The organism is Sphingomonas sp. SDUR79, from assembly GCF_056821745.1.
In genome coordinates, this window is the sequence record NZ_JBPDIN010000001.1 from 70,489 (window position 1) to 94,220 (window position 23,732).

The 23,732-nt window shown below is 64.3% G+C and carries 15 protein-coding genes; 7 read left to right on the forward strand and 8 right to left on the reverse strand.

Annotation, left to right across the window (positions count from 1 at the left end; all coding sequences use genetic code 11):
• Positions 1-82 precede the first annotated feature (82 nt).
• Positions 83-2,740: a TonB-dependent receptor gene (locus tag ACRYLO_RS00335; RefSeq protein WP_482658365.1), complete on the reverse strand. Its 2,658-nt coding sequence runs from the start codon at positions 2,738-2,740 to the stop codon at positions 83-85.
• A 279-nt stretch (positions 2,741-3,019) separates the two neighbouring features.
• On the opposite strand from ACRYLO_RS00335, the gene ACRYLO_RS00340 reads away from it, so the two are divergent.
• Both ACRYLO_RS00340 and ACRYLO_RS00345 read left to right on the forward strand, forming a co-directional pair.
• Positions 3,020-4,693, forward strand: a complete 1,674-nt coding sequence (locus ACRYLO_RS00340; RefSeq protein ID WP_482658366.1) for a sulfatase-like hydrolase/transferase — start codon at positions 3,020-3,022, stop codon at positions 4,691-4,693.
• Positions 4,694-4,723: 30 nt separating this feature from the next.
• Entirely contained in the window at positions 4,724-5,554 is an 831-nt protein-coding gene (locus tag ACRYLO_RS00345) for a hypothetical protein (protein WP_482658367.1), read from the forward strand.
• Here ACRYLO_RS00345 and ACRYLO_RS00350 read toward each other — a convergent pair.
• Entirely contained in the window at positions 5,548-7,338 is a 1,791-nt protein-coding gene (locus ACRYLO_RS00350) for an arylsulfatase (RefSeq protein WP_482658368.1), read from the reverse strand. The two genes, ACRYLO_RS00345 and ACRYLO_RS00350, sit on opposite strands and share 7 nt — an antisense overlap.
• A 303-nt stretch (positions 7,339-7,641) precedes the next feature.
• On the opposite strand from ACRYLO_RS00350, the gene ACRYLO_RS00355 reads away from it, so the two are divergent.
• Positions 7,642-8,550: a formylglycine-generating enzyme family protein gene (locus ACRYLO_RS00355; RefSeq protein ID WP_482658369.1), complete on the forward strand. Its 909-nt coding sequence runs from the start codon at positions 7,642-7,644 to the stop codon at positions 8,548-8,550.
• 16 nt (positions 8,551-8,566) lie between these two features.
• On the opposite strand, the gene ACRYLO_RS00360 is transcribed toward ACRYLO_RS00355, so the two are convergent.
• A complete protein-coding gene (locus tag ACRYLO_RS00360; protein ID WP_482658370.1) occupies positions 8,567-9,412 on the reverse strand; it encodes a type 1 glutamine amidotransferase domain-containing protein in 846 nt (281 codons plus the stop codon).
• Between the two features lie 97 nt (positions 9,413-9,509).
• Positions 9,510-10,502: an MBL fold metallo-hydrolase gene (locus ACRYLO_RS00365; RefSeq protein ID WP_482661645.1), complete on the reverse strand. Its 993-nt coding sequence runs from the start codon at positions 10,500-10,502 to the stop codon at positions 9,510-9,512.
• On the opposite strand from ACRYLO_RS00365, the gene ACRYLO_RS00370 reads away from it, so the two are divergent.
• The gene (locus ACRYLO_RS00370) at positions 10,422-10,613 is read left to right on the forward strand and encodes a hypothetical protein (protein WP_482661781.1); all 192 of its coding nucleotides are present in this window, start codon (positions 10,422-10,424) and stop codon (positions 10,611-10,613) included. The genes ACRYLO_RS00365 and ACRYLO_RS00370 overlap by 81 nt on opposite strands.
• Positions 10,614-10,885: 272 nt before the next feature.
• Here ACRYLO_RS00370 and ACRYLO_RS00375 read toward each other — a convergent pair whose 3' ends face one another.
• Both ACRYLO_RS00375 and ACRYLO_RS00380 read right to left on the reverse strand, forming a co-directional pair.
• Positions 10,886-13,237, reverse strand: coding sequence for a DUF4132 domain-containing protein (locus tag ACRYLO_RS00375; protein WP_482658371.1), 2,352 nt, complete (start codon positions 13,235-13,237; stop codon positions 10,886-10,888).
• 185 nt (positions 13,238-13,422) lie between these two features.
• Entirely contained in the window at positions 13,423-13,860 is a 438-nt protein-coding gene (locus tag ACRYLO_RS00380) for a hypothetical protein (protein WP_482658372.1), read from the reverse strand.
• 381 nt (positions 13,861-14,241) lie between these two features.
• Between ACRYLO_RS00380 and ACRYLO_RS00385 the strand changes: the two genes are divergently transcribed.
• On the forward strand, positions 14,242-14,376 hold the full coding sequence (locus tag ACRYLO_RS00385) for a helix-turn-helix transcriptional regulator (RefSeq protein ID WP_482658373.1): 135 nt from the start codon (positions 14,242-14,244) through the stop codon (positions 14,374-14,376).
• A gap of 642 nt (positions 14,377-15,018) precedes the next feature.
• On the opposite strand, the gene ACRYLO_RS00390 is transcribed toward ACRYLO_RS00385, so the two are convergent.
• Positions 15,019-18,063, reverse strand: a complete 3,045-nt coding sequence (locus ACRYLO_RS00390; protein WP_482658374.1) for a beta strand repeat-containing protein — start codon at positions 18,061-18,063, stop codon at positions 15,019-15,021.
• A gap of 600 nt (positions 18,064-18,663) precedes the next feature.
• Positions 18,664-19,866 carry an extracellular catalytic domain type 1 short-chain-length polyhydroxyalkanoate depolymerase gene (locus ACRYLO_RS00395; protein WP_482661646.1) on the reverse strand — a complete coding sequence of 401 codons (1,203 nt, stop codon included), beginning with the start codon at positions 19,864-19,866 and terminating at the stop codon, positions 18,664-18,666.
• Positions 19,867-20,103: 237 nt separating this feature from the next.
• Between ACRYLO_RS00395 and ACRYLO_RS00400 the strand changes: the two genes are divergently transcribed.
• Both ACRYLO_RS00400 and ACRYLO_RS00405 read left to right on the forward strand, forming a co-directional pair.
• A complete protein-coding gene (locus ACRYLO_RS00400; protein WP_482658375.1) occupies positions 20,104-22,563 on the forward strand; it encodes a glycoside hydrolase family 3 protein in 2,460 nt (819 codons plus the stop codon).
• A complete protein-coding gene (locus tag ACRYLO_RS00405) occupies positions 22,554-23,696 on the forward strand; it encodes a glycoside hydrolase family 88/105 protein (RefSeq protein WP_482658376.1) in 1,143 nt (380 codons plus the stop codon). The genes ACRYLO_RS00400 and ACRYLO_RS00405 overlap by 10 nt, the downstream gene beginning before the upstream one ends.
• Positions 23,697-23,732 lie beyond the last annotated feature (36 nt).

Below are 23,732 nucleotides of genomic sequence, written 5' to 3' on the forward strand. Positions count from 1 at the left end.
GTCACGATAACGGGTCGCGTGATGAATTATGATGCTGGCGTCGCGGCGGGCGCGGCGTTGGGCCGGCTCGCCGCTGTGCGGCTCAAAAGGCCTTGCGCACCGTCATGCCGAAAGTGCGCGGTTGGCCGGGTGCTCCGTTGAACGAGCCGGCCTGCAGCACCGTCGGAGATGCAAAGACGAGATATTGGTCATCGAACAGGTTGCGCGCCCACAGGCTGAGGCCAAACCCGCTCGGTGTCCGGATGCCGAACGAGGCGTTGATCAGGTTCTGCTCGCGCGTGTAATCGGTGGCATCGATGACCGCCTGCTGGGCGGGATCGTCGAAGAACGGCGAATCGCCGATATGCTGCCAGTCGGCGCGCACGAAGGCGTCGAAGCTGCCGATTGTGAACCCGTAATTGGCCGCAAGGCTGAACTGGGTTTCGGCGATGCCCTGTGGCTTTTGGCCGGACACATCGATCCCGTCGCCGAAATTGGGGAAACTGTCATAGACTGGATCAAGGAAGGTCGCGCCGCCGGACAGGATCAGTCCCTGGTACGGGCTCCAGGTGAGGTCGAATTCTACGCCGAAGGTGGACTGCTTGGCCGCATTGGCGAGGACGAACCCGTCGTCGGTGAAGACGTTGGTCTGGAAGTTCTTGATCGTCTGATCGAACACGGTGAAGTTGAAGCTGATTGTGTCGAACGCGGCCTTGATCCCGAGCTCGTAGACCTCGGAATCCTCAGGGCCAGCGAAGCGGGTGCCGCTTGACAGGTTGACCAGGTTGAGCCCGGCGGCGGTGATCGGCGATGCCGGAGTTGCGAACACCGGCCGCTGGGTGAACCGATCGAACACGGGATTGCCGGCGGTGTAGTCGGCCGGGAACGGGCGGCTCTGACGCGAGAGGTTCCACGAGGTCGCCTTGAAGCCGGTCGCATAGGAAATATAGACATTGATGTTGTCGGTCACATCATAGGCCAGCCGCGCGGTGAAATCGGTGCTGTTATCATTGCTTATCCCGTCTTCGACCGCGTTGGGATAGCCGAGAAAGGCGGGAAAGGGCTGTAGGGCGCGCACCGCGTTGAACGGATTGGCCGGACCCTGCGCAACCGCCAGCGCCTGCTGCTGGAGCTGCGCGTAGACTTGCGGGTTGGTCTGGATAAAGGTGCCGACCTGGGTGGGATTGGTCGGGTTGACGCCCCGCCCGGTCAGCAGCTGCGCCAGGGTGGCCGCGTAGCCCAGCTGTTCGAGATTCTGTTGCGACAGCGCCTCAGTGCTGACGGCGTTGAGGCTGACCTCCTTTTGGTCCTCGGTGTAGCTGATGCCGAAGGTTGCGGTCAGTCGTTCGGTGAGGTTGAGATCAACCGATGCGAAAATCGACCAGGCCGTGTTGTCCTGACGGCCATTATCGGTGACCCCCTGGCCGGCGCCGCCCAAAGTGGGCGGACGGACCCCGGTGCTCTGCGTGATCAAATTCTCAAGATTGACCAGAACCTGGGGGTTACCGATCAGGGAATCGAGATAGCGGCGGTAATCCGTGCCATTCGCAATCTGGTTGCTCACCGACAGCTTCTCGTCGAAATAATAGCCGCCGACCGTCCAGTCGATGAAATTCCCTGTTCCTACGGACTGTAGCCGGATTTCCTGAGTGAAGGTTTCGATCCGGCTCTGTTGGGCGACCGCGCTGAACAGCGACAGGTCGGTGCCGTCGGCATCGAAATCGGATGCGTTCTCATTGCGGCGGAAGGCGGTGATGCTCGTCAGCGCGGCAAAGCCGAGATCGAAGTCACCCTGCAGCGAAACGCCTGCATTCTCGATGACGTTGGCCGGGACGACGTCATAGTAGACATTGTATGACAAGGGGTCCTGCGAGACGAATTGCCCGCCGACCGCGCGGACATTGGCACCGGTCGGCCCCTCGACCAGGTTGGTGATGCCGCAGCACGTTTCGTCGATCCTGTCATAATCGGCGATCAGGCGGAAACTGATATCCGGCGAGGGCTTCCACAACATGTCGCCGCGCACGCCCCAGCGATTGCGCTCATTATAGCGCGCGCCCGTCCCGAGGTCTTCGAAGAACCCGTCGCGCCGGTTGAAGTTGCCCGACAGCGAGGCGGCGAGCGTCGGCGTCAGCGGCCCGGTCACATGCGCGTCGATCCGGCGCAGATCGTAATTGCCGATGCTGGCTTCGATCGCACCCTGGAATTCGAATTGCGGTTTGCGCGTGGTGACCGAGATGACGCCCGCCGACGCATTCTTGCCGAACAATGTCGATTGCGGGCCGCGCAGCACCTCGACCCGCTCCAGATTGGGCAGGTCGGAAATCGATGCGGCCGAGCGCGAGCGATACACCCCGTCGATGAACACACCGACCGATGGCTCAAGCCCGATCGCGTTCTGGCCATTGCCAAAGCCGCGAATGAAAAAGGTGGCGTTGCCCGCAGTCTGCCCCTGGCGCACGGCCAGCGACGGGATCAGCGTCTGGAGGTCCGCCAGGTCCTGGACCTCGGCGCGTTCGATCTCCTGCGCACCGACGACGGACACCGCGACCGGGGTATCCTGCAGCGTCTGTTCGCGCTTGGTCGCGGTGATCACGACCTCGGGGACGCGGCGCGTACTTTCCTCTCCGGTATCCGACGGATCCTGCTCCTGCGCGCGGAGCGGGGTGCTGGTGCAAATCAACAGTGCCGACAGCGCGACGCCCAGTGCCAGCGACGAGCGACGGATAACGGGCAGCCTTTTTGTCTGTGCCTGAAGCATGCAATCCTCCCTAAGCCTTCAGCCAGCATTCTCTGTGCCGGCCCATCGACTACATTAATGGTATACATTATTGTTACGCCCGCAAGAGGGTGTTGCACGATGGCGGCGGCTGGGACGCGAGCGTGGAACAGCGCGCCGCGCAGATCGCCGGCAACGCCATCGGATTGCGTCGTCTAATGGATTCGATTAAATGCACTGAAGAAGGATGCGACGATGGCAAGCAGACAGGGTCCGGCGTTCGGATGAATCGCTTCTGTCGTGCGCGAGGAGGGGCGCAGGATGTTCAAGAGGATTGCGATCGCCGGGCTTGCCGTGGTGCTAGTCCTTGGCGTAGCCGGCTGGTTCTACCGCAACACGATCATTCAATATATCGCGCTGCAACGAGCGCACGCGAACCGGATCGACGCCGGCCCCACGCAGACGGTCCCATGGAGCAAGGGACCCGCCACACCGGCTGCGCCGCTTGCCGAGCGCCCGCCCAACATCGTCTTTATCCTGCTCGACGATCTCGGCTTCAACGACATCACCACGTTCGGCGGCGGCGTTGCCGACGGCAAGGTACCGACGCCCAATATCGACCGGCTGGCAGCGCAGGGGGCGATTTATTCGCAGGCCTATTCGGGCACCGGCACCTGCGCCCCGTCGCGTGCGATGCTGATGACCGGCCGCTATCCGACCCGCACCGGGTTCGAGTTCACCCCGACTCCCAATGGCATGACCAATGTGCTGGCCGCCTTTGCCGCGGGCCGGCCGCAAAGCCATCTGCCGCCGATGCAGATCAATCCAGCGATCAACGACGATATCCTGCCGTTCAAGGACAAGGGCCTGCCGGGATCTGAAATCACCATCGCCGAACTGCTCAAGCAGCGCGACTATCACACGGTCCATATCGGTAAATGGCACCTCGGCAACCGCCCGGATTTCCTGCCGAACGCGCAAGGGTTCGATGAAAGCCTGCTGATGCACAGCGGCCTGTACTTGCCCGAGGACGATCCCAAGGTGGTCAACGCGCGGCTCGATTTCGATCCGATCGACAAGTTTCTGTGGGCCGCGCTCAGCTATGCCGCCTCGTTCAATGGCGGTGAGCCGTTCAAGCCGGGCGGATATCTGACCGATTGGTGGACCGACGAGACGCTGCGGGTGATCGAGGCGAATCGCAACCGTCCCTTCTTCATCAATCTTGCCCATTGGGCGCCGCACACACCGCTGCAGGCGACGCGCGAAGACTATGACGCGGTCGGCGATATCAGGCCGCATCACAAGCGCGTCTATGCCGCGATGATCCGCGCAGTCGATCGCAGCGTCGGGCGAATCCTCGACAAGCTCGAGGCGGAAGGCCTGGCCGACAACACGATCGTGATCCTCAGCAGCGACAATGGCGCGCCGGGCTATATCGGCATCCCCGAGGTCAATGCCCCACTCAGAGGGTGGAAGGTCACCCTGTTCGAAGGCGGCATCCGCGTGCCGATGTTCGTCAAATGGCCGGGACGGATCGCACCGGGCACTGTGGTCAACACCCCGGTGGCGCATATCGACCTGTTCCCCAGCCTTGCGGCGGCGGCGGGGGCTGCGCTTCCGCGCGAACGCATTATCGACGGGGTCGACATCCTGCCCGCTGCCACCGGGAAAGGTGCGGTCACGCGCAAGAATGACGCGATCTTCTGGCAGTCGGGCGCCTACCGCGTGGTGCGCGCGGGCGACTGGAAGCTGCACGTCGACGGCAACCAGAACAAGAGCTGGTTGTTCAACCTCGCTGCAGACCCGAGCGAGCGGACCAACCTGGTCGCCCGCGAGCCGCGCAAGGTCGCCGAGCTGAAGGCGCTGTTAGCGGCGCACCATGCCAAGGCGGTCGGCTCGCTCTGGCCGCACAGCCTGATCAGCCCGATCGTGCTCGACAAGACCATCGACCAGCCGGTTGCGAAAGGCGATGAATATGTTCTGTGGCCCAATTGATGCCGGGTGCGGCGCGCGCGGTGGGACGGCATGAACATCGCCATCTTTAGCCTGGCCACCCTTGTCGCGTTCGTCGTGCTGGCCATCGTGGCGGTCAGCGTGACCGGGCGGCGGCAACCGTCGCAGCGCATCTACCGCCATGCCACGATCCTCTTCGTGGCAGCGCGGCGACGCGATCCCGACGCGCGCTTCGTTGCTGAAGGCGCGCTGTGGACATCGCGGACGCTGTTCCCGCTGATCGGCACAGAGGAGGCCCATTGGACCGACTTCGCCATTCTGCCGCCCGACCCGTCGGCGGTCTCCCGGTTCTCAACCCGGTCGGGCCTGTCGGATCTGTTCGTGGCAGAGGTTGAGCTGACCCCGGTTCCGGCCTTTGCACTGGGCGTGCTGCGGCTCAGGCATCGCCTTGGGCTGACGCGGCGCCCGGCCGATCCGGTGCCGACCGCAGTCGATCACATCGACGGACGGCGGGAGTTGCTACCGACCTCGCAAAGCATTGCCCGCGCCCAGGCCCATGTGCCGCGCACGCCGGTGACGATGGTCAATTTTCTCGAATATTACGCCCTCGCCCGGGGTGACGCCAAGGACGGGCGCGACGCCTATCTTCGCTATGGCCGCGAAGCGTTCAAGGCGGTCCACGCCGTCGGCGGGCAATTCCTGTTTGCGGGCCGGATCACCGCAGTGCTGGTGCAGCCGCAGAATTCGGACTGGCAGCGCGAGTGGGACGATCTGGCCGCCATGATCTATCCCGATCCGACTGCCATTTTCGCCATGGAGCAATTTCCCTTCTACCGCCGTGCGCTGGGCGATCGCGACGACGGCCTCAAGCGTACGTGCGTGATCGCGACCGGCGCCTATTGAGTGGTCGTGCGCCGGCGCAGCAGCGTGCGGAGCCCGCGCAGGATCATCCAGACGAGCGCGGCAAAGACCAGCAGGACTCCGCCAAGGACCAGGTAGAGCCAGGGGTAGTTGGTCAACAGGCGCGCCCCGACATTTCGGGAAATCTGCGCCCTTGAGTCATAGCCCGGCGGCATCTCCAGCACGCCCACCTGTTTTGCGTAGGCGTCATAGGCGGTCAGCAGCTGTTGCCGGGTCGCCGGTTCGCGGGCGCTCAGATCGGTGGTCTCGCCCGGATCGCGCGCCAGATTGTACAGGCGCCACTGGCCATCGCCGACCGGCGGAACGCTGCGGGTGATCTTGTAGTCGCCCAGATAGAGCGCGGCGTTGCCGGATACCTCGACCGCGCGGGGCTCATCGGCGGCATAGGCACTCGCGACCTTGCCGCCGAGCACGGGGAGCAGGCTGCGGCCGGTCATCGGCTTGCCCCGCGCCGTGCCAGGATCGACCTTCAGCCAGTCGAGCAGGGTGGGGGCGATATCGGTCACCATCGCCGGGCTGGCGATCCGGCGGGGTGCGATACCCGGGCCGGCCATGATCAGCGGAACGCGGATCCCGCCTTCGGTGGCGTAGAATTTATACCAAGCGCCGGGGGTCGCGGCGGCGGCGGCCCATTCCGGGCCGATAAACCCCCAATGCCCCGGTCCCCCCATCGTCCCGGCACCAATGTCGTATCCGGTCAGCCGGTGAAAGGCGCGCAGGGTGGGATCGTCATCCCCGCGCGAGGGCTCTGGCCCATTGTCGGATGAGATGACGAAGATGGTGTTGTCATACGCGCCGCTGGCCTTGAGGTGCCGGATCAGTCGGCCGATGTGGAAATCCATCGCCTCCAGCATCGCGGCATTCACCTCCATGCGGGCAGCATAAAGGGCGCGGTCCTGCGCGCTCAGGCTGTTCCAGCGGCGATAGCCGGGGGGCAGGTCGGCCATCGGCGCGCCGCGGGGAACAAGGCCAAGCGCTTGCGCGCGACGATGCCGCTCCGCGCGCAAGACCTCCCAGCCCTTGTCATAGCGGCCTTTGTAACGGTCGATGAACTGCTGCGGTGCTTGGACCGGAATATGGATCGCCTGAAAGGGAAGATAGGCGAAGAACGGCTTGGTCTGATCGGTTTCTCGAAGATAGGCGATCAGCTTGTCGACGATGAAGCGCGAGGAATAAAAGTCCTTGGGAAGGCTGGCTTCGACGCCATTTTCGAACCACGGGGCGTCCTTGTAATAGGGCATGTAGGAGCGGTCCGCCCAATTGTCCGCGCCCGACGCCGCCAGTGCGAAACTGCGGTCAAAGCCATGCGCCTGCGGCATTTCGCCCGGAGCTTCGCCCATATGCCATTTGCCGGCCATTACCGTCCGATAGCCCTGCGCCCGCAACCGGTCGGCAAGCGTCAGCACGCCCGGCTCCAGCGCCATGGCATAACCGGGCTTGCCGCGCTGTTCCTTGGGCAGGACTTCGGGAATGGTGGCGACGCCGGTCAGATGGGCGTCCATCCCGGTCAGCAGCATCGCCCGCGATGGCGAGCACAGCGGCGACGCACGAAATTGGGTGAATAGCGCTCCGCGCCCGGCCAGCGCGTCGATGTTCGGGGTGCGCGCCTCACCGCCATAGACACCGAAATCCATAAGCGCGACATCGTCGGCCAGAATGACCACGACATTGGGACGCGCCACCGCTTTGGGCGCCGGTTTTGCCGCACCCACCAGAAGTGCGGTCGCGAATATTGGCAGCACGCGTTTCAGTCGCGTATTTCGCATGTCCCGCCCCTCCGCGCGTTGCGCCCGACGCTCTGGCGATCGACCGCAATCCGGCCGGGCGACGAGACGCGGGTGGCAGCGAATAATGTCCATCGCGATCGCCGCCGTTCGACGCCAACTTGCTAGATCAAAGTGCTCAGAGCGTCAATATAGTGCATTAAATGCTTGATCGCGTCACCGGCGGGATGCAGCTATTGGCGTGTCAGATGCCGGGGCGGGGGCGGTTGCGATCATGAAACAGCGTGTCGAAACCATAGTGCAGCGCGTGGACGCGCGGCCATGAATCGCCGCTGGCTCCCGCTGATGCTTGCGTTATCCGCCTGTGGCGAGGCGGAGCCGCAACAGGCCGATGAGCGCGTCGGTGCCACCTGTCAGGGCCTTTCCGAGCCGGCGATGGTCTGGATCCCCGGCGGTCGCTTCACCATGGGTGATCAGGCCCGATATCCCGAAGAGGGGCCCCCGCGCGCGGTTGAAGTCGCAGGCTTCTGGATGAGCAAAACCGAAGTCACCAATGCGCAATTTGCCAAATTTGTCGCGGCGACCGGCTATCGCACCGAAGCCGAGCGCCGTCCGCCCCAGCTTGCCGGTGCTCCGCCCGAGATGCTGCAACCGGGCTCCGCCGTGTTCCGGGTGCCCACGCCCGACAATGGCAATTGGTGGAGTTGGGTTCCCGGCGCGAACTGGCGGCATCCGTCGGGTCCGAGCAGCACGATTGCGGGACGGGACAATGATCCGGTCGTTCAGGTCAGCTGGAACGACGCGCGCGCCTATGCGCAATGGGCCGGGCTGAGCTTGCCCAGCGAGGAACAATGGGAATTTGCCGCGCGCGCCGGTGCCGCCGCGCTGCCCGAACTCAAGGATGCGTCGGGCAAGCCGACCGCCAATTACTATCAGGGGGTCTTTCCGGCCCGCGATCTGGGCGAAGACGGGTTCACCGGCCGCGCGCCGGTCGGCTGTTTTGCCGCCAACGCCTTTGGCCTGCACGACATGATCGGCAATGTCTGGGAGTGGACGACCAGCGCTGCGCGTCCGGGGCAGCCGGTGAATGTGATCAAGGGCGGATCCTATCTGTGCGCCGCCAATTACTGCGCGCGCTACCGCCCCGCCGCCCGTCAGTTCCAGGAACGCGACCTCGGCACGGACCATATCGGCTTTCGTGTCGTGCGGGCTGGACCCGGACCGGGCGCGGGGCGCAAATTGCCGTCTGACTGAAACCGATTCTAGCGCATCACTGTGCGGGTCGATCGGTTCGCTTGAGCGCGACTTCCATCATGCGATGCGCGGTTTCCGCACCGCTATTCTGGTTCTGCCCGGTGACCAAGCGTCCGTCGACGCTGACATGATTGCCAAAGAAATCGCGGAACCGGGTTTCCGATTCGAACTGTGCACCGGCGGCACGCAGGTCGCGCTCAGGATGTTTGGGCGTGAATGTAATGCCAAGCTCGCGAATCTGCTTGTCGGTCACCGCAGAAACGCGCCGCCCCTGGACTAGCGGCTTGCCGTTCGGAGCCTTTGCCGGGAGCAGGCCGAGCGGGCCATGGCACACGCCGCCAATCACAGCGCCGCGCGCATAAGCGCGACTGATCTGCGTACCCAGCACGCCGGATTGCGCAAAATCATACGCCGCGCCCCAGCCCCCCGCGAGGAACACGATGTCATAGGCATCGATATCGATCGCCGCGATGTCCACAGAGTTGCGGATCTTCGACTGGAACTGCGGGTCATCCTGAAACCGTTGATCCGGCGGCGAGATCACCGGCCATCGCAATGAGGCCGGCTCAATGGGGATATCGCCGCCCTTTATGCTGGCGATGTCCACGGCCATGCCGGCATCCAGAAACGCATAATAGGGCGCCGTCATTTCCGACGCGAAGACGCCGGTGGCATCGCCCTTCGGATCCAGCGTGGCATGGCTGGTCGTGATGATCAGCGCACGCCGGCCCTTCAGGTTCATCGCGGGGGATTGATAATGTGGATGCAGGCCCATGGCGGTGAGGGCCGTAGGCAGGCCGAACCAGACCAGCGCAACCAAGGCCAATGCACCCACCGCAAGATAAGTCATACGCCGTTTCATCAGGATAGCCCCGCACGATCCGAGTTCCTAATGTTATGCATTAAACAGCCGTGTCGCGCAATGGTTTTTGCCCGGCCCCAGCAGGGGGTACGTCACCTCACATCAAGCTGCGGCGCTCAATCGCCTTGGTTCCGGACGGGAGCGAGAACAGCATGCCATCCTCGCCGACGACAATCCTGCCATCGAACCGGTGTCCAGCGTCGCCCAGAAACGCCGGATAGAGATAGTTCAGCGGCAGTGGCGGCACGAGGTGCGACAGAACCAGCATTTGCGCCCCGGCGGCCTGCGCGCTTTCCGCCGCTTCTTCCGGCGAAGCGTGATAGTCTTGGATGTCGTGAAAAATCTGGGCCGCATTGGCTTGGCCGTTTGCCGCGAACGCCGTCTCCATTTCTTTGACCAGCTTGGGCTGCAGCGCATCGTGCACGATCAGGTCCGCGCCCTTGCAAACGGCGATCAGATTTGAGGATTTGGCGGTGTCGCCGCTAATACAGACTGCACGCCCCTTATAGTCGAAGCGATAGCCGACCGCCGGGCTGATCGGGTCGTGATCGACCTTGAACGCCGTGACCGTCAGGCCGGCGCTGCGCAGGATGACCGCCCTGTTTCCCGCCATCGCAAAGGGCCTTGCTTCGGCCCGTCCACCACTGCGCGGCACGACCCGTTCGCCGTGATGGGCGATCCGGTAGCCGTGATCCAGATTATAGGCCGCATTGAAGCCCGCGACGACCTGCTCGACCCCTGCAGGGCCATGCACAGGCAGCGCTTTGGTGCTTGCGCCGCGGGTCCAGTGATACAGCATCAGCGGGCCGATGCCGTCGATATGGTCCGAGTGGAAATGGGTCAGCAGCAAGCCATCGACATTGGCGACATTGATTCCCATCAGGTTGAGGTTGCGATTGCCGTTCTCTCCCATATCCACAACGAACATCTGCTGTCCCGCGATCACGACATTGCATGGTCCGGCACGCCGGGGATTGGTCATCGGAGAACCCGTGCCGCACAGCCCGACATGAATTCCATCGGCAAAGTCCCCCAGCCGATCGCGTGCAGCAGTCTGCTGAGCCGCGCGTTGAAATGCGAACTGGCCGATCGGCTTCTGAAACAGCAACGCTCCGGCGACGACCAGCGCGATAACGACCAGCAGTCCAAGGCCAATCCGTTTCATCGTCATATCCCCCTTAATTGCGACACACTGGCATAATGTGACGCATTAGGAAATAGGGGGCTGCGATGCGGTTGCGCATCCAAACCTTTAAGAGTGGGCGGAACTGATCAGGGATCAGCCGCGCCGAACCGAAATGCGTTGGTCGAACTGGAGGCGCTTCGCAGGGAAGGGGAGTTGAAGCACACAAGGTATTATCTGAACCTTGCCGGATGACGGGAATGGGACGCGCGGCAGCTGCGCGCGCCACCCGATCGAGCGCGACGACCACTCCTTCTCCCTGTGCCCGGCGGTTCCCGACCGTGCCCTGCTTATAACTGCCGCAGGATCGTCGGGTCGGTGATCCGGCTCTCGTCGACCAGCAGGAATGCCTTGCTGAGGATGATCGACAGGATGCTGTCCCCGGCAAAAGGCAGCTTGATGGCTTCGGTTTCCTTCGAAGGGCGACCTGGCACGACACAGAGATAGCGATTGCTTGGCAGGATCTGAATATTGCTCGATCCGAAATGGATCGCATATTTCTGCCGCTTGCCCTGAACGATCAGGAACTTGTCGGTCACCTCCAGCCGATCGGCGATCGTCAGCTTGGGCGCGATCGATGCGATCAGCGCCCGGCGCGTTTCGGCATTCTGGCTGAGATCGCCAAAGGCCCATTCCCGCCAATAGCCGCCAAACCGCCCCTCCGGTCCGCCATCGGTCCAGCCCGGATCGTTGGCGACGCTGGTGACCGCGACGAATAGGTCGACGTCGCGCAGAGACTCGGAAAACAGGATCGGTGAAACCGTGTCGAGCGGGACGGGCCTGCCATCGGTGTCGATGAAACGGACCTGATCGGTCGCGAGATGCAGCGGTACATAGGCAGCGCTGCGCTGGTCGTTGTCGACCGCGTCGACATGATATTCGATGGTCAGTCGGTGATGCGGCAATGGCCGGCTGGGAACGTTCCAGCTGTCCCAGCCGCCGAGGAAATCGAAGCGCCAGCCCCTCGCCTGACATAGCGCCCGAAATTGATGCTGACGCAGGATGTGCGCGGCGAACCGGTTCGAATAGGTGCCGGTGCGGCGCTCGGCATCGGTGAGCACATAGATTTCGCGATGCGCCTGCTTGATCGGCTGGGTGAGCCCGAGCGCGATGATCTGCGTGCGCCAGGCGAGCACCTGCTCGGGATCGCTGTCGAGGGGATGCCACAAGCGCACCGTGCCGGTTTCGGGGATCGGGACTTCGCCGGCGAGTGTCAGCAAGTGATCCCCTTGTGGGATCCCGACTGGCGAGCCGTCCGGTCCTTCGAACCGCCACACCAGGGCCAGCGCGACTTGTCGCCGCAGTGGATGGCCGAGAAAGGTCCGGCGCCACGCCTCGGCATCCCAGCTGCGATCCTCCAGCCAGGATTGTTCGAGCCGAAGTGCCTGTAGCCCGCGTGCGGCATCCATGTCCTTGGCTGCCTGCTTGATCGACGTCAGTTCTGCCTTTTGTTCACGCTGGACCGCTGCGGGTGGCCCTTTGAGCGGGCGGCCGTCACGGCCGTGCCAGCGTGTTTCGACATCGACCGCGCTGACCGCAATCGTTGCGACGATATCGCCGATCGCGTGCGTTGCCGTGCCATCCGGCGCAAGGCCGAATTCGGGCAGCGAACGATCTTCGAGATCCTCGACGCTGCTGCCCAGCTTCCCCGCCAGCGTGGCGAGGCGATCGTCGAGCAGCTTCTGGACCGATGGCAGCTTGAGCTTTGCGCGCAGGCGGAAAAGCTCCGCCGCGGCGGCCTCGCCATCGCCGGTTGCCGACAACAGCCAGAGTGCAGCATTGCCCAGCTTGACCGACCGTGCGCCGACACCCGAGACCTTGCGGAAGCATTTCTCGCCGAAACGGCCGACCGGGCCGACAATGCCGGGCTGGGTGAAGGCTGCGGCCAGCCACAGCAGTCCCTTGAGAATATCGAGGCTTGTGTCGGGCCGGGTCGGATCGGGCGTGGTCGCTTCCATCCAGGCAATCAATTGCACAGCGACCGCCGCTTCGCCGATCGGCGCGAGCAATGCCTGACCTTCCGCGAGCCATTTCGCGGCAGGCTTGGCCTTGTCCCCGGCGCTGGCGGCATGCGCCAAGAGCGCGCGCCACGCATCGCGTCCCACCGGCTCGAGCTTGGCGAGCCAGGGAATGAGTGCGTCTGCGAACACCCCCGGCGGCAGAGCGCGCGCATCGGTGCCGCCCGGTTCGAGGATCGCCTTGATGCGGGCGAGCGTGGTCACGTCGAACTTGTTGCTGTGGAGCTCAGCGATGATCTTCGTCAGCCGCCGGCTCAGCGTTTCGAGCGCGGTGCGGAGCGCCCCGTCCGGCGCCTTGCCGTCGAGCAGCCGTTCGGCCGCACCGATTACCGTCAGGCCCGGCATGCCATATTGCAGATGGGATTGCCGTGCCCAGATCTCGATCGGACCGGCGAGTTGCTCCCCGGTGAAAGGCAGCTTCTTACGGAAGAGCTGCGATGCGATCGTCCTGCGGGTCTCTTCGACCCGCCAGCTTTGACTGGTATTGCCGCGCCGCGGCTTCGGGACGATGGCCGTGAGCGCCACCGCGATCTGCATCGCCTCGGGACCCTTCTTCAGTGTCTCCCAACTTTCGATCCCGCCAAGCTTAATCGCGGCATAGTTCGGGCCCTGCGCCTCGATCACTGCGTCGCAGATGGTTTCGATAAGGCGTTCGGCCTCCGTGTCGGATGCATGTGCAGGCGCGGACGTGCGCGCCGGAGAGGCCCAAGGCTGAGGCCAGGCCGGCGCCAATTCACTATTGCTGCCGGACGAAGGCGAGGAGTCTCTCCTGCCGCCAAACAGGCCCGCGATGCGATCGAATATGCCGGTCATCCGCCGATCAGCGGCGTCAGATAGAGGAACACCGCTTCGCTCTCTGGTGTGACGGAAATTGCTTCGTCGAGGTCGGAAATCTGGCGCTCGTCGAACAACAGGATGAACTGATTCTGGCCGAACGCCTCGATCGCGCGGTCATATTCGACCGCTTCGTTAAACAGGCGCGCACGAAAGGTCCGGGCGCTGGCGGGGTTGAGCCGCGCTTCAGGCGTGTCATCGCTCAGCGGGATGAGGAAGGAGCGGTTGCGCGCATGGCCAGCGGCAAATTCGGCGCGCTGACGATTGGCTGTTTCCACTTCATCTGCGATCCGGCGGCGGATGAGTTCGCGCGCCGTGATGCGTTCCGACACCAGGCGCAGTTCGAGCGCCGGCCGTCGTTCCCCGGCACCCACGCCGAAACATTCATCGACGATCTTCAATACCGACTGCATGCGTGCGCTCCCACCTGAGCGGGGATACTAAGTGCAAGCGATTTCCTGCGTCCAGCGCGGAATGGGTCTGCTGGCTGATATTCGTGAAAATCGCAATATTTGCTGCTCAGCGAATTTGCAGTTTATCGAGAGCTGGATTGGGGTGTCCGCTGACGGCCATAGATTGACATCCGACTGATCGAACCGACTGCGCGGCGGGCACCTCCTCGAATTGAACCGAAACGGTTGGGCGACAGTCGACTGGTGCAGCACGCTTTGGGAACGTTGGGAAGGTTTCTGCCCGGGGGAGGTGGTCCGTCGAACCTCTGGTCTGGCCGGGACGGGGAAATCACGGGCAATTGCACCTTGCCCGCATACCCTTGACGTCGGAAGGAGCACCAGGTGACGAACGACAATTTGCTGAGATTGGCGGACGGGCGCGAGAGGACCGGTCTATCGCGCTTGACCCTGTATCGCCGGATGAACGAGGGGACGTTTCCTCCAGCCTGCAGCCTGGGCGGGAGGGTGAAAGCCTGACGGAGCGGCGAAGTCCAGGCGTGGATCGATCCGTCGCGCAACTGCTGACCGCTGCCAGGGACGACGATGAGGTGCCGGGCACGTCGAGCGCGGCGCATTGGGATTTGGGAGGCGCCGCTCAAACCTGTGCTGCCGCTGTTCGACGGGTCTCCATGAAAGAGTGCATTGAGCGCTTCGCGCGTGGCGCGACCGCGCTCTATCGCTCGCTGCGCTGCGCGACCGCGCTCCGAGGGTCTCGGCCTGGCGGTTTCGATCGCTGGCGCGGGCCGGCAGGGGCCGGCCTCAAATAGAGCGGGGCTTATGACGCACACTGCCGGCTGAAGCCGGGCAGGGTGCGAAGCCTGGTCGCGCACCATCCCTGATCGCTGAAGTTGCCACAGGGCAAAATATCCCGGAATTTTAGGCGTTTCGGCTGGTCATAGATCGGTCGCGTTCGTTGTCGATCGCGTTCGGCCCGTGGGTTTGGGGGGATCCATCGGGGGTATTCCGGTCAAAGAATGTGCACGATACCCCCAGAGCATGGGCGCGACTCCAAAGAGGCGAAAGTGGCTTTGACTGATACTGTTCGCTCCGTTGCTCAATCAAACGGGGCGCATGTTGCCATGCACCCCGTGACGATTTCCTAGTTCGAACCCAGCCAGTTCAGAATTGCAGGCGGATGCCCGCGCGGCCGCCGGCGCCGTCGATGCTTCGGGTACCGTTGCCGTCGGTGAAGGAGCGGATGTAGTTGCCTTCGAGGAAGCCGCTGATCCCCTGGCTCTGTGCGATCGTCACGCCCAGCGTCGCTTCGCCGTAATCGCGAAGGCGATCATTGGTGAAGTCCAGGCTCGTGCCGCCACTGGTGAAGGTGACGCGATCGCGGCCCTTGAACTCATGGACGTAATTGCCGCCCACATAGACCGCGGCTTCCGCGCCGCCGCCAATGCCGAAGGCACCGCCGATGCGGCCACCGGCGCGCCCGCGCAGCCCATCTTCGTCATCGAATCGAATGGTCGTGCCGTTGAGCGACAGATCATCGAAGTCGTTCTTGACGTAGGAGATGCTGGCTGCTGGTTCGATGAAGAAGCTGTCGCTGCCCAAGCGGATGCCCGCCTCTGCGCGCGCACCATAGACCCCGCCGTTGCTGTCCTGTCGGAAACCGGCACCGGGCATATTCGCTTTCGCCCAGAAATAGTCGTATTTTCCGATCGCGTTGACGAAGATGTTGCCCGAGGTGAAGCTGCCATAAACGCCGCCGTTGACGACATCGAAGCGCAGTCGGTCGGGCGAGCCCGCGAAGTTCATCGACGAATTGATATAGCCGCCGGTGACGCCGAAGGCGAAGCCACCGCGCTCACCGGCACCGCCGCTGATGTCGAAGCCGATCTGCCCACCGAAATAATCCTGCTCATAGCCGGTGTCGGTCAGGCGCGACTGGCCGAAGGTGTTGAAGTTTCGGCTGCCGCCCCGGGTTTCTACGGAGCCGTGCATCTGCAGCCACGTGCGTCCGGCAACTTCGCCACCGCCCTGCGTCCACAGCGCATCGCGGCGGGCGCGAAGCTGGCCCGATACGGTGTCGGCGGATTTCAGCCAGAGGCTACGGACGCCCTCGTTGAAATTGAGCGTCCGGAAAGCGCTGTCGCTCGGTGCGCCGGTCAGCGCGTAGGTACCGGTGGCAGGGTTGAAGACGACTTCAAGCCGGACAAAGCCCGACGTGAGTGAGCCGCCCGCCAGATCGAAGGCGTTGGCGTCCGATGTCGTGGCGGCGCGGACCAGCACTGTGCCCGAATTCAGGACCGGCTGGCTGCCGGCCAGCTGGTTGAGCTGAATGGTCGTGGTGCCGCTGGCGATGCCGCCGATGATCAGCTGATCAGCCACAGGTGTTGCGCCGAGCGTGACGTCCAGGCCGAGCGTGCCGTTGGCACCGGCATAGGTGCCGGGCAGGGTCAGCGTATCGCCTGCGCGTCCGTTGCGCAGATCGATGGTGCCGCTGTTGGTCATGGTTTCGAGGCCGGTGAAGGTCGGCGCGACGGTCGCGGTTGCTCCGGATCCGACCAGGATCAGTCCGCTGTTGACGAAGCTATCGGTGCCAGCGCCGAAGTCCGGATTGGGGCCGACGGTGAAGGTGCCGCTGTTGTTGATGCGGTCCGCACCTGCGGTCAGGACGATGTCTGACGACAGGTTGCCGCTGTTGTTGATGGTGATCGGCCCGCCAGTTGCGACGAGCGCGAAGCCATTGGCGTTGTTGGCGATCGTTCCGGCGTTGTTGAGCGTGCTGGTGCCCACCGAATTCAGGACAATCGAATTGCCCTGCGTGGTGGCCAACGAGCCGCTGGCGCCAACGTTGACGACGCTGTTGCCGCCGCTGGTGACGGTCAGCGCATCGGCAGTGGTGCCGGTGGTGCGCACTGCGCCGTTGACGGTTGCGGTAGCATTGCCGGTGGTCGCATTGACGACGACGGCGCGCGAGCCATTGCCGGTGGTGGTCACGTTATTGACCGTGACGTTGACCGGACCGGTCGTGCTCGACGCATCGACACCGTTGGAGGTGACGCCAGCCGTGCTGATCGTGCCGCCGTTGGTGACGGCAACGCCCATTGGGCCGGTGGCGAAGATGCCGCGGCTGTTGGCGCCCTGGGTCGATACATTGCCGGTGACATTGACCGTCGCGGTCCCGGTTCCGGCGATGGCGCGGACGCCATCCGAAGTTGCGCCGACGGTGCTGACGCTGCCGCCGTTGACAATGGTGGTTGCAGTGGCACGCGGGCCAAAGAACGCGACACCTGCGGGGACGAGCACGCCATTCGCGTTGGTGCCGGTGGTGCTGATCGTCGTGAAGTTGATGTTGGCTCCGGTAACGCCGCTGGCGACGATGCCATCGGCATTCGCACCCGTAGTGGTGATCGCGCCGCCGTTGATCGTTGCACTGCCTGCGGTGGTGACGGTGATGCCGTCAGCGTTGAGGCCGGTGGTGCCGATCGTGCCCGAGGTCACCGACACTGCGCCGGTGTTGGACACGGCGCGGATGCCGAACGCGTCGGTACCGGCGGTGTTGATCGTGGTCGAGTTGACGCTGACCGTCCCGGTGCCGCCGGTCTGGGCAAGGATGCCGACCGCGCCGCCGCCAAAGCCGCCGCCGCCGACACCGCTGGTGCGGATCGTGCCGGAGCTTATGTCGAGATTGCCGAAATCACTGTTGGCGTCGATGCCGATGGCGTTCTGGCCGCTGGTCGTGACGCTGCCCGAGCGGATGGTGATCGCGCTGGTATCGGTGCTGGCGCTGATCCCGTCGGCGTTCGCGCCATTGGTGGTAATGGCGTTGGTGCTCGTCGTGATCGAGCCTTCCGACGAGCTGACGATCAGGCCAAAGTTATTCGCGCCGTTGGTGACGATCCGGTCGAGCGTCACGGAAATCGGATCGGTGTTGTTCGACACGAGGACGCCGAAGCTGTCGCTGGTAATGAGCGTGTTGGTGCCGCCGTTGATCGTGAAGGCATTGTCGCCGACCGCCAGCAGTCCGAGATCGAAGCCGCCGGTGGTGTCAATGCGCACGCCGTCCTGCAACACGATCGTAAGGTCGGCGGGCGGGGCGATATAGGTGACGCCGTTCGGATAGGGGTTGCCCGCAGGGGTGCAGGTCACGGTGCCGGGGGTCGCGGGCGCCGGGCCGCATTCTTCCTGAGCCAGCGCTGCGGACGGCAATGCCAAGAGCAGGACAGACGCAGTTCCTGCGAGCGCCGAGGCGAGGGTGAAGCGCGCGCGCGTGCGCCGTGGCTGGGAAATGGGGGTCGAGGGCATGTGGGGGAAAGCCTTTGAAAACGGAGCGCTCGGACTGAACGATCGGCAAGGCAACGTTGCGCGGACCGACCTGGGCGCATGAATGGACGCAATTTTATTTCTTGCGCCTGTCATTTTCGACCCATGTTGTTTGGGGGCCACAGTCCGGTTGCGCAACGATTTCCGCTCGATCGTGACGGCCGCAACCTATCGCGATCCCGCCCAGGAGGTCGCGCCAGCAGCGGACCAGCAGCTGATGGGCCGATAGTGGAATGGCAGCATCAAGCGGACATTGGGTCGAAGCGGACCGCTAGACCCGAATTCTGCCAAACCAGAGCGATTCTCCACTGGCAGAGTTCGGGTTCATCGCTGGTGAAGCTGAAGCTTGCTCAGTAAAGCAGCTATTCTGAAACCCGATAGGCGTTGCGGCTCCGCGCTATGCTGATCGAAACGCTGCTACGGGCGATGCTTTCTGTCATGCTCTAAGCCACTGGAAATCCCTGGCAATAGTCTTGAAATCGAAGCACGAACTCATCGCATCAGGCCGGCGGCGCGCAGTGCATCCTCGATGATTCGGCCGACGCCGCCAGCGTTTGTCGGGCGATGGCGCTCATGGTCTCGATCGTCGTCGGGATTGGGGACAGGCATTGCCGCGCGTGCGATGGTCGCGTTCGGCCGGTTCATCGTCGCACCGTCCATTTCGCCACGATCGTCGTTCGCGATTCCGGCGATCCCCCAGAAATCGGCGATCCGGCGCGTCGAGGAGATGCCGGCCTCCAGCATGAACGGCGCCGTCGAGCCGCATGCATCCGCGCCCAATGTGCTGAGTGGCGTCCCATGGGCGAGGCCAGCGATGCGATATTGCTCGATCACAACACGGCCGTCCGATCCGACCCACGCCTGTCGGTGGTGGCCATCCACATCCTCGACCACGCCCGGCTCGCGTGCGACACCATGGACGGCGCGCCACTGCTCGACGATCAAGGCCGCGTTTGCATGGCTGACGGTCGCGTCCTTGTCTCCATGCCACACCGAGATTGTCGGCCACGGGCCTGGATGAGGCGACGCCGCCGTGATCAGCGCGCCGAGTGCTGCCGCCGGCGGACCGCCATGCGCCCGCATGCGATCAAACGCCTCGGGAATTGAGTTGGCCGTGCCATAGGGAAGCCCCGCAATGATCGCTCCACCGGCAAATAGCTCGGGATAGGTGGCCAGCATCACCGAGGTCATTGCGCCGCCCGCCGACAGCCCGGTCACATAGACACGGCCGGGATCGACCCCATGCTCGGCAACCATGACGTCGACCATCTGCCGGATCGAGAGTGCCTCGCCTTGGCCGCGTCGCGTGTCGCCCGGATCGAACCAGTTGAAGCAAAGGTTCGGATTGTTGCCGCGGCGCTGCTCCGGGTAGAGCAGCGCAAATCCGTGCGCGTCGGCGAGTTGGGACCAACCGGAGCCCAGGTCATAGCCAGCCGCGCTCTGTGTGCAGCCGTGCAGCACGACCACCAGGGCGGGTGCAGCGCCCAGTTTTGTGGGCACGTAGAATCGACCGCGCAGAGCGCCCGGGTTGGAACCACAAGGCGGCAGATCCGAAAGCCGATCTTCGCCGCCAAGGCGTCCCCCGCCGGCTAGAGCGTTCTTTCGCAACGCAGAGATGCGTTGCAGGGTGTCGTTCAAATGTCGCATGCGGCTTCCCTTCCGCCGCAGTGATTGCTGCGGCCGCAACGACGACATCAGGTCTATGCTGCAGCGCACAATGTGTGGTCTGGTACTGCAGGGCGCAAGCGGCATCTCAACAATTAACAGACGCGAGCACGCGAGCATGTCGGCCCGCTTAGGTCGCTCGGCGACGCTCTTACGCCTAGGCGCGAATGACGAGTTGTGTGACAACTAGTGTTGACGCGGGCTGAAAAAGACCAGAGTTATGTCCATCGGTGTCAGGACAGATTCCGGCAAATCGGGGAGGGTGATGTGGGGAGGCGTGACTATGTCGCCGTGGGAATTGCGGTCGCGCTCGCCGCCGTACCGACCGCGATCCGTGCGCAGCAGGCAGATCCTGAACGCTGGCCTGCTGTAATGTCTGGCCCAGCCGACACGGCGATCGAAGTGCGCATCGAGTCGATCCTTGCCGCCATGTCGCTCGAGCAGAAGGTCGGGCAGATCATCCAGGGCGATATCGCCAGCGTCACGCCAGAGGATGTCGCACGCTATCATCTCGGCTCGGTCCTTAACGGCGGCAGTTCCTCGCCCGGCGGCGACGAGTTCGGCCCGGCCGCCGCATGGGTCGCCGCCGCCGACGCCTATTACGAAGCGTCAATGCGCCCGAACGGCACGCTGCCGCGCATCCCCGTCATGTGGGGATCAGACGCGGTGCATGGCCATAACAACATCGTGGGCGCGACGATCTTCCCGCATAATGTCGGGTTGGGTGCGACCCGGAACCCAGCGCTGATGGAAAAGATCGGCCGGGCGACCGCGATCGAGCTGCGCGTCACCGGCCTCGATTGGACCTTCGCCCCGACCATCGCCGTGGCGCGCGACGATCGCTGGGGCCGCACCTATGAAAGCTTTGGCGAGGATCCGGCGCTTGTGGTCGATTACGCGACCGCCTTCATCCATGGGCTGCAGGGGCGGCGCGGCGACAAGGATTGGCTTCGCGGACCCCATGTCATCGCCACCGCCAAGCATTTCCTGGCCGACGGCGGGACCATGGACGGGCGCGACCGCGGCGACGCGCAGACGTCCGAGGCCGAGCTGATCCGGCTGCACGCGCCCGGCTATGTCGCGGCGCTGAACGCAGGGGTACAGAGCGTCATGGCCAGCTTCTCCGGCTGGAACGGCACGAAGATGCACGGCAACGCGTCGCTGCTCACTGGCGTGCTGAAACAGCACTGGGGATTTGACGGGCTCGTCGTCGGCGACTGGGACGGCCATGCCAAGGTACCGGGCTGTACGCCGACCGACTGCCCCGCTTCGATTGCGGCCGGGCTCGACATGGTTATGGGCCCGGCGAGCTGGAAGGGGCTGTATGCCTCGACCCTCGACGCCGTGAAATCGGGCAAGCTGCCGATGGCGCGGCTTGACGACGCGGTGCGACGGGTCCTGCGCGTCAAGCTGCGTGCCGGGCTGTTCGAGGCGGGCAGGCCCTCTTCGCGCCCCTATGCCGGTCGCTACGAACTGCTCGGCGCGCCGGAACACCGCGCGATTGCGCGTCAGGCGGTGCGCGAATCACTGGTGTTGCTCAAGAACAGCGGCGCCCTGCCGCTCAAGGCCGGCGCACATATTCTTGTCGCTGGCGACGGCGCCGATGATGTCGCGAAACAGTCGGGCGGCTGGACGCTGACCTGGCAGGGCACGGGCACCAAGCCCGAGCATTTCCCCGGAGCGACGCCGATCTTTACCGGCGTGCGCGAGGCGGTGAAGGCCGGCGGCGGCAGCGCGGAGCTGTCTGTCGACGGCCGCTACACCACCAAACCCGATGTCGCGATCGTGGTGTTCGGCGAAGACCCCTATGCCGAATTCCAGGGCGACCGTGCCGATCTCTATTTCGACGACCGCACCGGTAGCCTCGCCACGATGCAGCGTTTGAAGTCCGCGGGCATCCCGGTGGTCGCCGTCTTCCTTTCGGGGCGTCCGCTCTGGGTGAACCGCCACGTCAATGCCGCCGACGCCTTTGTCGCAGCATGGCTCCCCGGGTCGGAGGGCGGCGGGGTGGCCGATGTCCTGTTCGGCAAGGTCGACTTTAGCGGCAAGCTGCCCTTCAGTTGGCCCGCCAACGCCAAGGGCGCGCCGCTCAATGTCGGCGATGCGGCCTATCGTCCGCTCTATCGCTATGGCTATGGGCTGACGCTCAAGGATCGGTCTCCTGCCGCCCGCTTGTCCGAAGACCCCGGCATTGCGCTCGATCAGCCGGCCACTGGCCCGCTGTTCGCGCGTGGCCGCGCGCTCGGTTCGCGCCAGTTGCAGATCGACGGAGCCAATGACAGTCGCCAGACGATCACCGGTGCGGCCGACAACGGATCGATCGCCGTGCGCCCGGTCGATCGCGATGCGCAGGAGGACGCACGCGAAGTCGCCTGGTCGGGGAAATCGCGCGGCACGTTGCTGATCGCCGATCCGCGTGCTCCCGACCTGCGCGCCGCCGGTCCGCTCGCACTCGCGCTCGACCTGCGCGTCGACGAAGCACCTGCTGGCCCGGTGCAGCTCGAGCTGCAATGCGGCCCGGGTTGCGCTGCGCGGATCGACATTGCTCCGCGCCTTGCCACGATTGCGGGCAAGGGGTGGCAGTCGCTTGCCATTCCGCTCGCCTGCCTGCCCGGCGGACGGCTCGACCGCGTGACCGTGCCGTTTGCAATGTCCACCAGCACGCGCCTGCGCCTGACCCTCGCCGCAGTTGCGCTCATTCCAGCCAAGGAAACCACATGTCCCTGATGCTCCTCGCGCTTGCCGGGGTTCCCGCTGCCGTTCAGGCGCAGCCCGCCATGCCACGCCCGGCCGCAATCCTCGCGGACACCCGCCGTGTTGCCGACTGGCAGTTGGCCAACCGCACCAACTGGGCAAGCATGCCGGCGGCGCGCAACAGCGTTCAAAACCCGCGCGACTGGCAGCAGGCGACGTTCTGGATCGCGCTGACCGGGCTGGCCGATCGCGATTCCCGCTATGTCAGGCCGCTGCTCGACCTTGGCCGCGACGTGCAATGGCGCCTCGGCGACAATCCCTTCCATGCAGACGATCAACTGATTGCACAGGCGTGGATCTGGGCCGCGCGCAACGGCGCCGGCCATAAAGCGCTCGCGCCCACACGCGCCTATTTTGACAATGTGCTGGCCAAGCGCCCGCGCGGCAGCCTGGAGTTTATCCCCGTCCGGCCCGGTTCCGGCCATTCGTTGTGCACCGACCGCTGGTGCTGGTGCGATGCGCTGTTCATGGCCCCGCCAACGCTGCTTCAGCTCGCCCGCATCACCGGCGACCGGCACTATGCCGATTTCGCGCATGAAGAGTTCAAAGCGACCACGGACTATCTCTACGACCCGGTCGAGAAGCTCTATTTCCGCGACAGCCGCTTCTTCGACATGCGCGATGCCAAGGGGCGCAAGCTGTTCTGGAGCCGCGGCAATGGTTGGGTGATGGGCGGCCTTGTGCGCATGCTGGAGGTGATGGACCGCAGCGATCCCAAACGGCCCTATTATGAGAAGCTGTTCCGCGACATGGCGTCCAGGCTCATCGCGCTGCAGAAAGCCGATGGCTATTGGCCCGCCTCGCTGCTCGACGGCGATCCGGGCACCCCGCCTGAAAGCAGCGGCACCGCCTTTTTTACCTATGCTTTTGCCTGGGGGATCAATCACGGTTTGCTCGACCGGGCGACCTATCAACCTGCGGCGATCAAGGGCTGGAACGCCAGCGTCCGCGCGGTGCAGCCCGACGGCATGCTCGGCTGGGTGCAGCAGGTCAGCGATCGGCCCGACAGCGTGTCGGCGAAAGAAACCCAATTCTATGGTTCCGGGGCGTTCATCCTCGCCGGAACCGCGATGCATGATCTCGCGCGACAGCAAATCCGGCGCTGAAGCGTAAATTTGTCTGCATAACCCGCGCCGCCACGC

What these genes read in the sequence shown, in the direction of transcription:
- ACRYLO_RS00335 (WP_482658365.1), bottom strand. Translation starts at nt 2,740, where the DNA reads ATGCTTCAGGCACAGACAAAAAGGCTGCCCGTTATCCGTCGCTCGTCG.
- ACRYLO_RS00340 (WP_482658366.1), top strand. Translation starts at nt 3,020, where the DNA reads ATGTTCAAGAGGATTGCGATCGCCGGGCTTGCCGTGGTGCTAGTCCTT.
- ACRYLO_RS00345 (WP_482658367.1), top strand. Translation starts at nt 4,724, where the DNA reads ATGAACATCGCCATCTTTAGCCTGGCCACCCTTGTCGCGTTCGTCGTG.
- ACRYLO_RS00350 (WP_482658368.1), bottom strand. Translation starts at nt 7,338, where the DNA reads ATGCGAAATACGCGACTGAAACGCGTGCTGCCAATATTCGCGACCGCA.
- ACRYLO_RS00355 (WP_482658369.1), top strand. Translation starts at nt 7,642, where the DNA reads ATGCTTGCGTTATCCGCCTGTGGCGAGGCGGAGCCGCAACAGGCCGAT.
- ACRYLO_RS00360 (WP_482658370.1), bottom strand. Translation starts at nt 9,412, where the DNA reads ATGAAACGGCGTATGACTTATCTTGCGGTGGGTGCATTGGCCTTGGTT.
- ACRYLO_RS00370 (WP_482661781.1), top strand. Translation starts at nt 10,422, where the DNA reads ATGAATTCCATCGGCAAAGTCCCCCAGCCGATCGCGTGCAGCAGTCTG.
- ACRYLO_RS00380 (WP_482658372.1), bottom strand. Translation starts at nt 13,860, where the DNA reads ATGCAGTCGGTATTGAAGATCGTCGATGAATGTTTCGGCGTGGGTGCC.
- ACRYLO_RS00395 (WP_482661646.1), bottom strand. Translation starts at nt 19,866, where the DNA reads ATGTCGTCGTTGCGGCCGCAGCAATCACTGCGGCGGAAGGGAAGCCGC.
- ACRYLO_RS00405 (WP_482658376.1), top strand. Translation starts at nt 22,554, where the DNA reads ATGTCCCTGATGCTCCTCGCGCTTGCCGGGGTTCCCGCTGCCGTTCAG.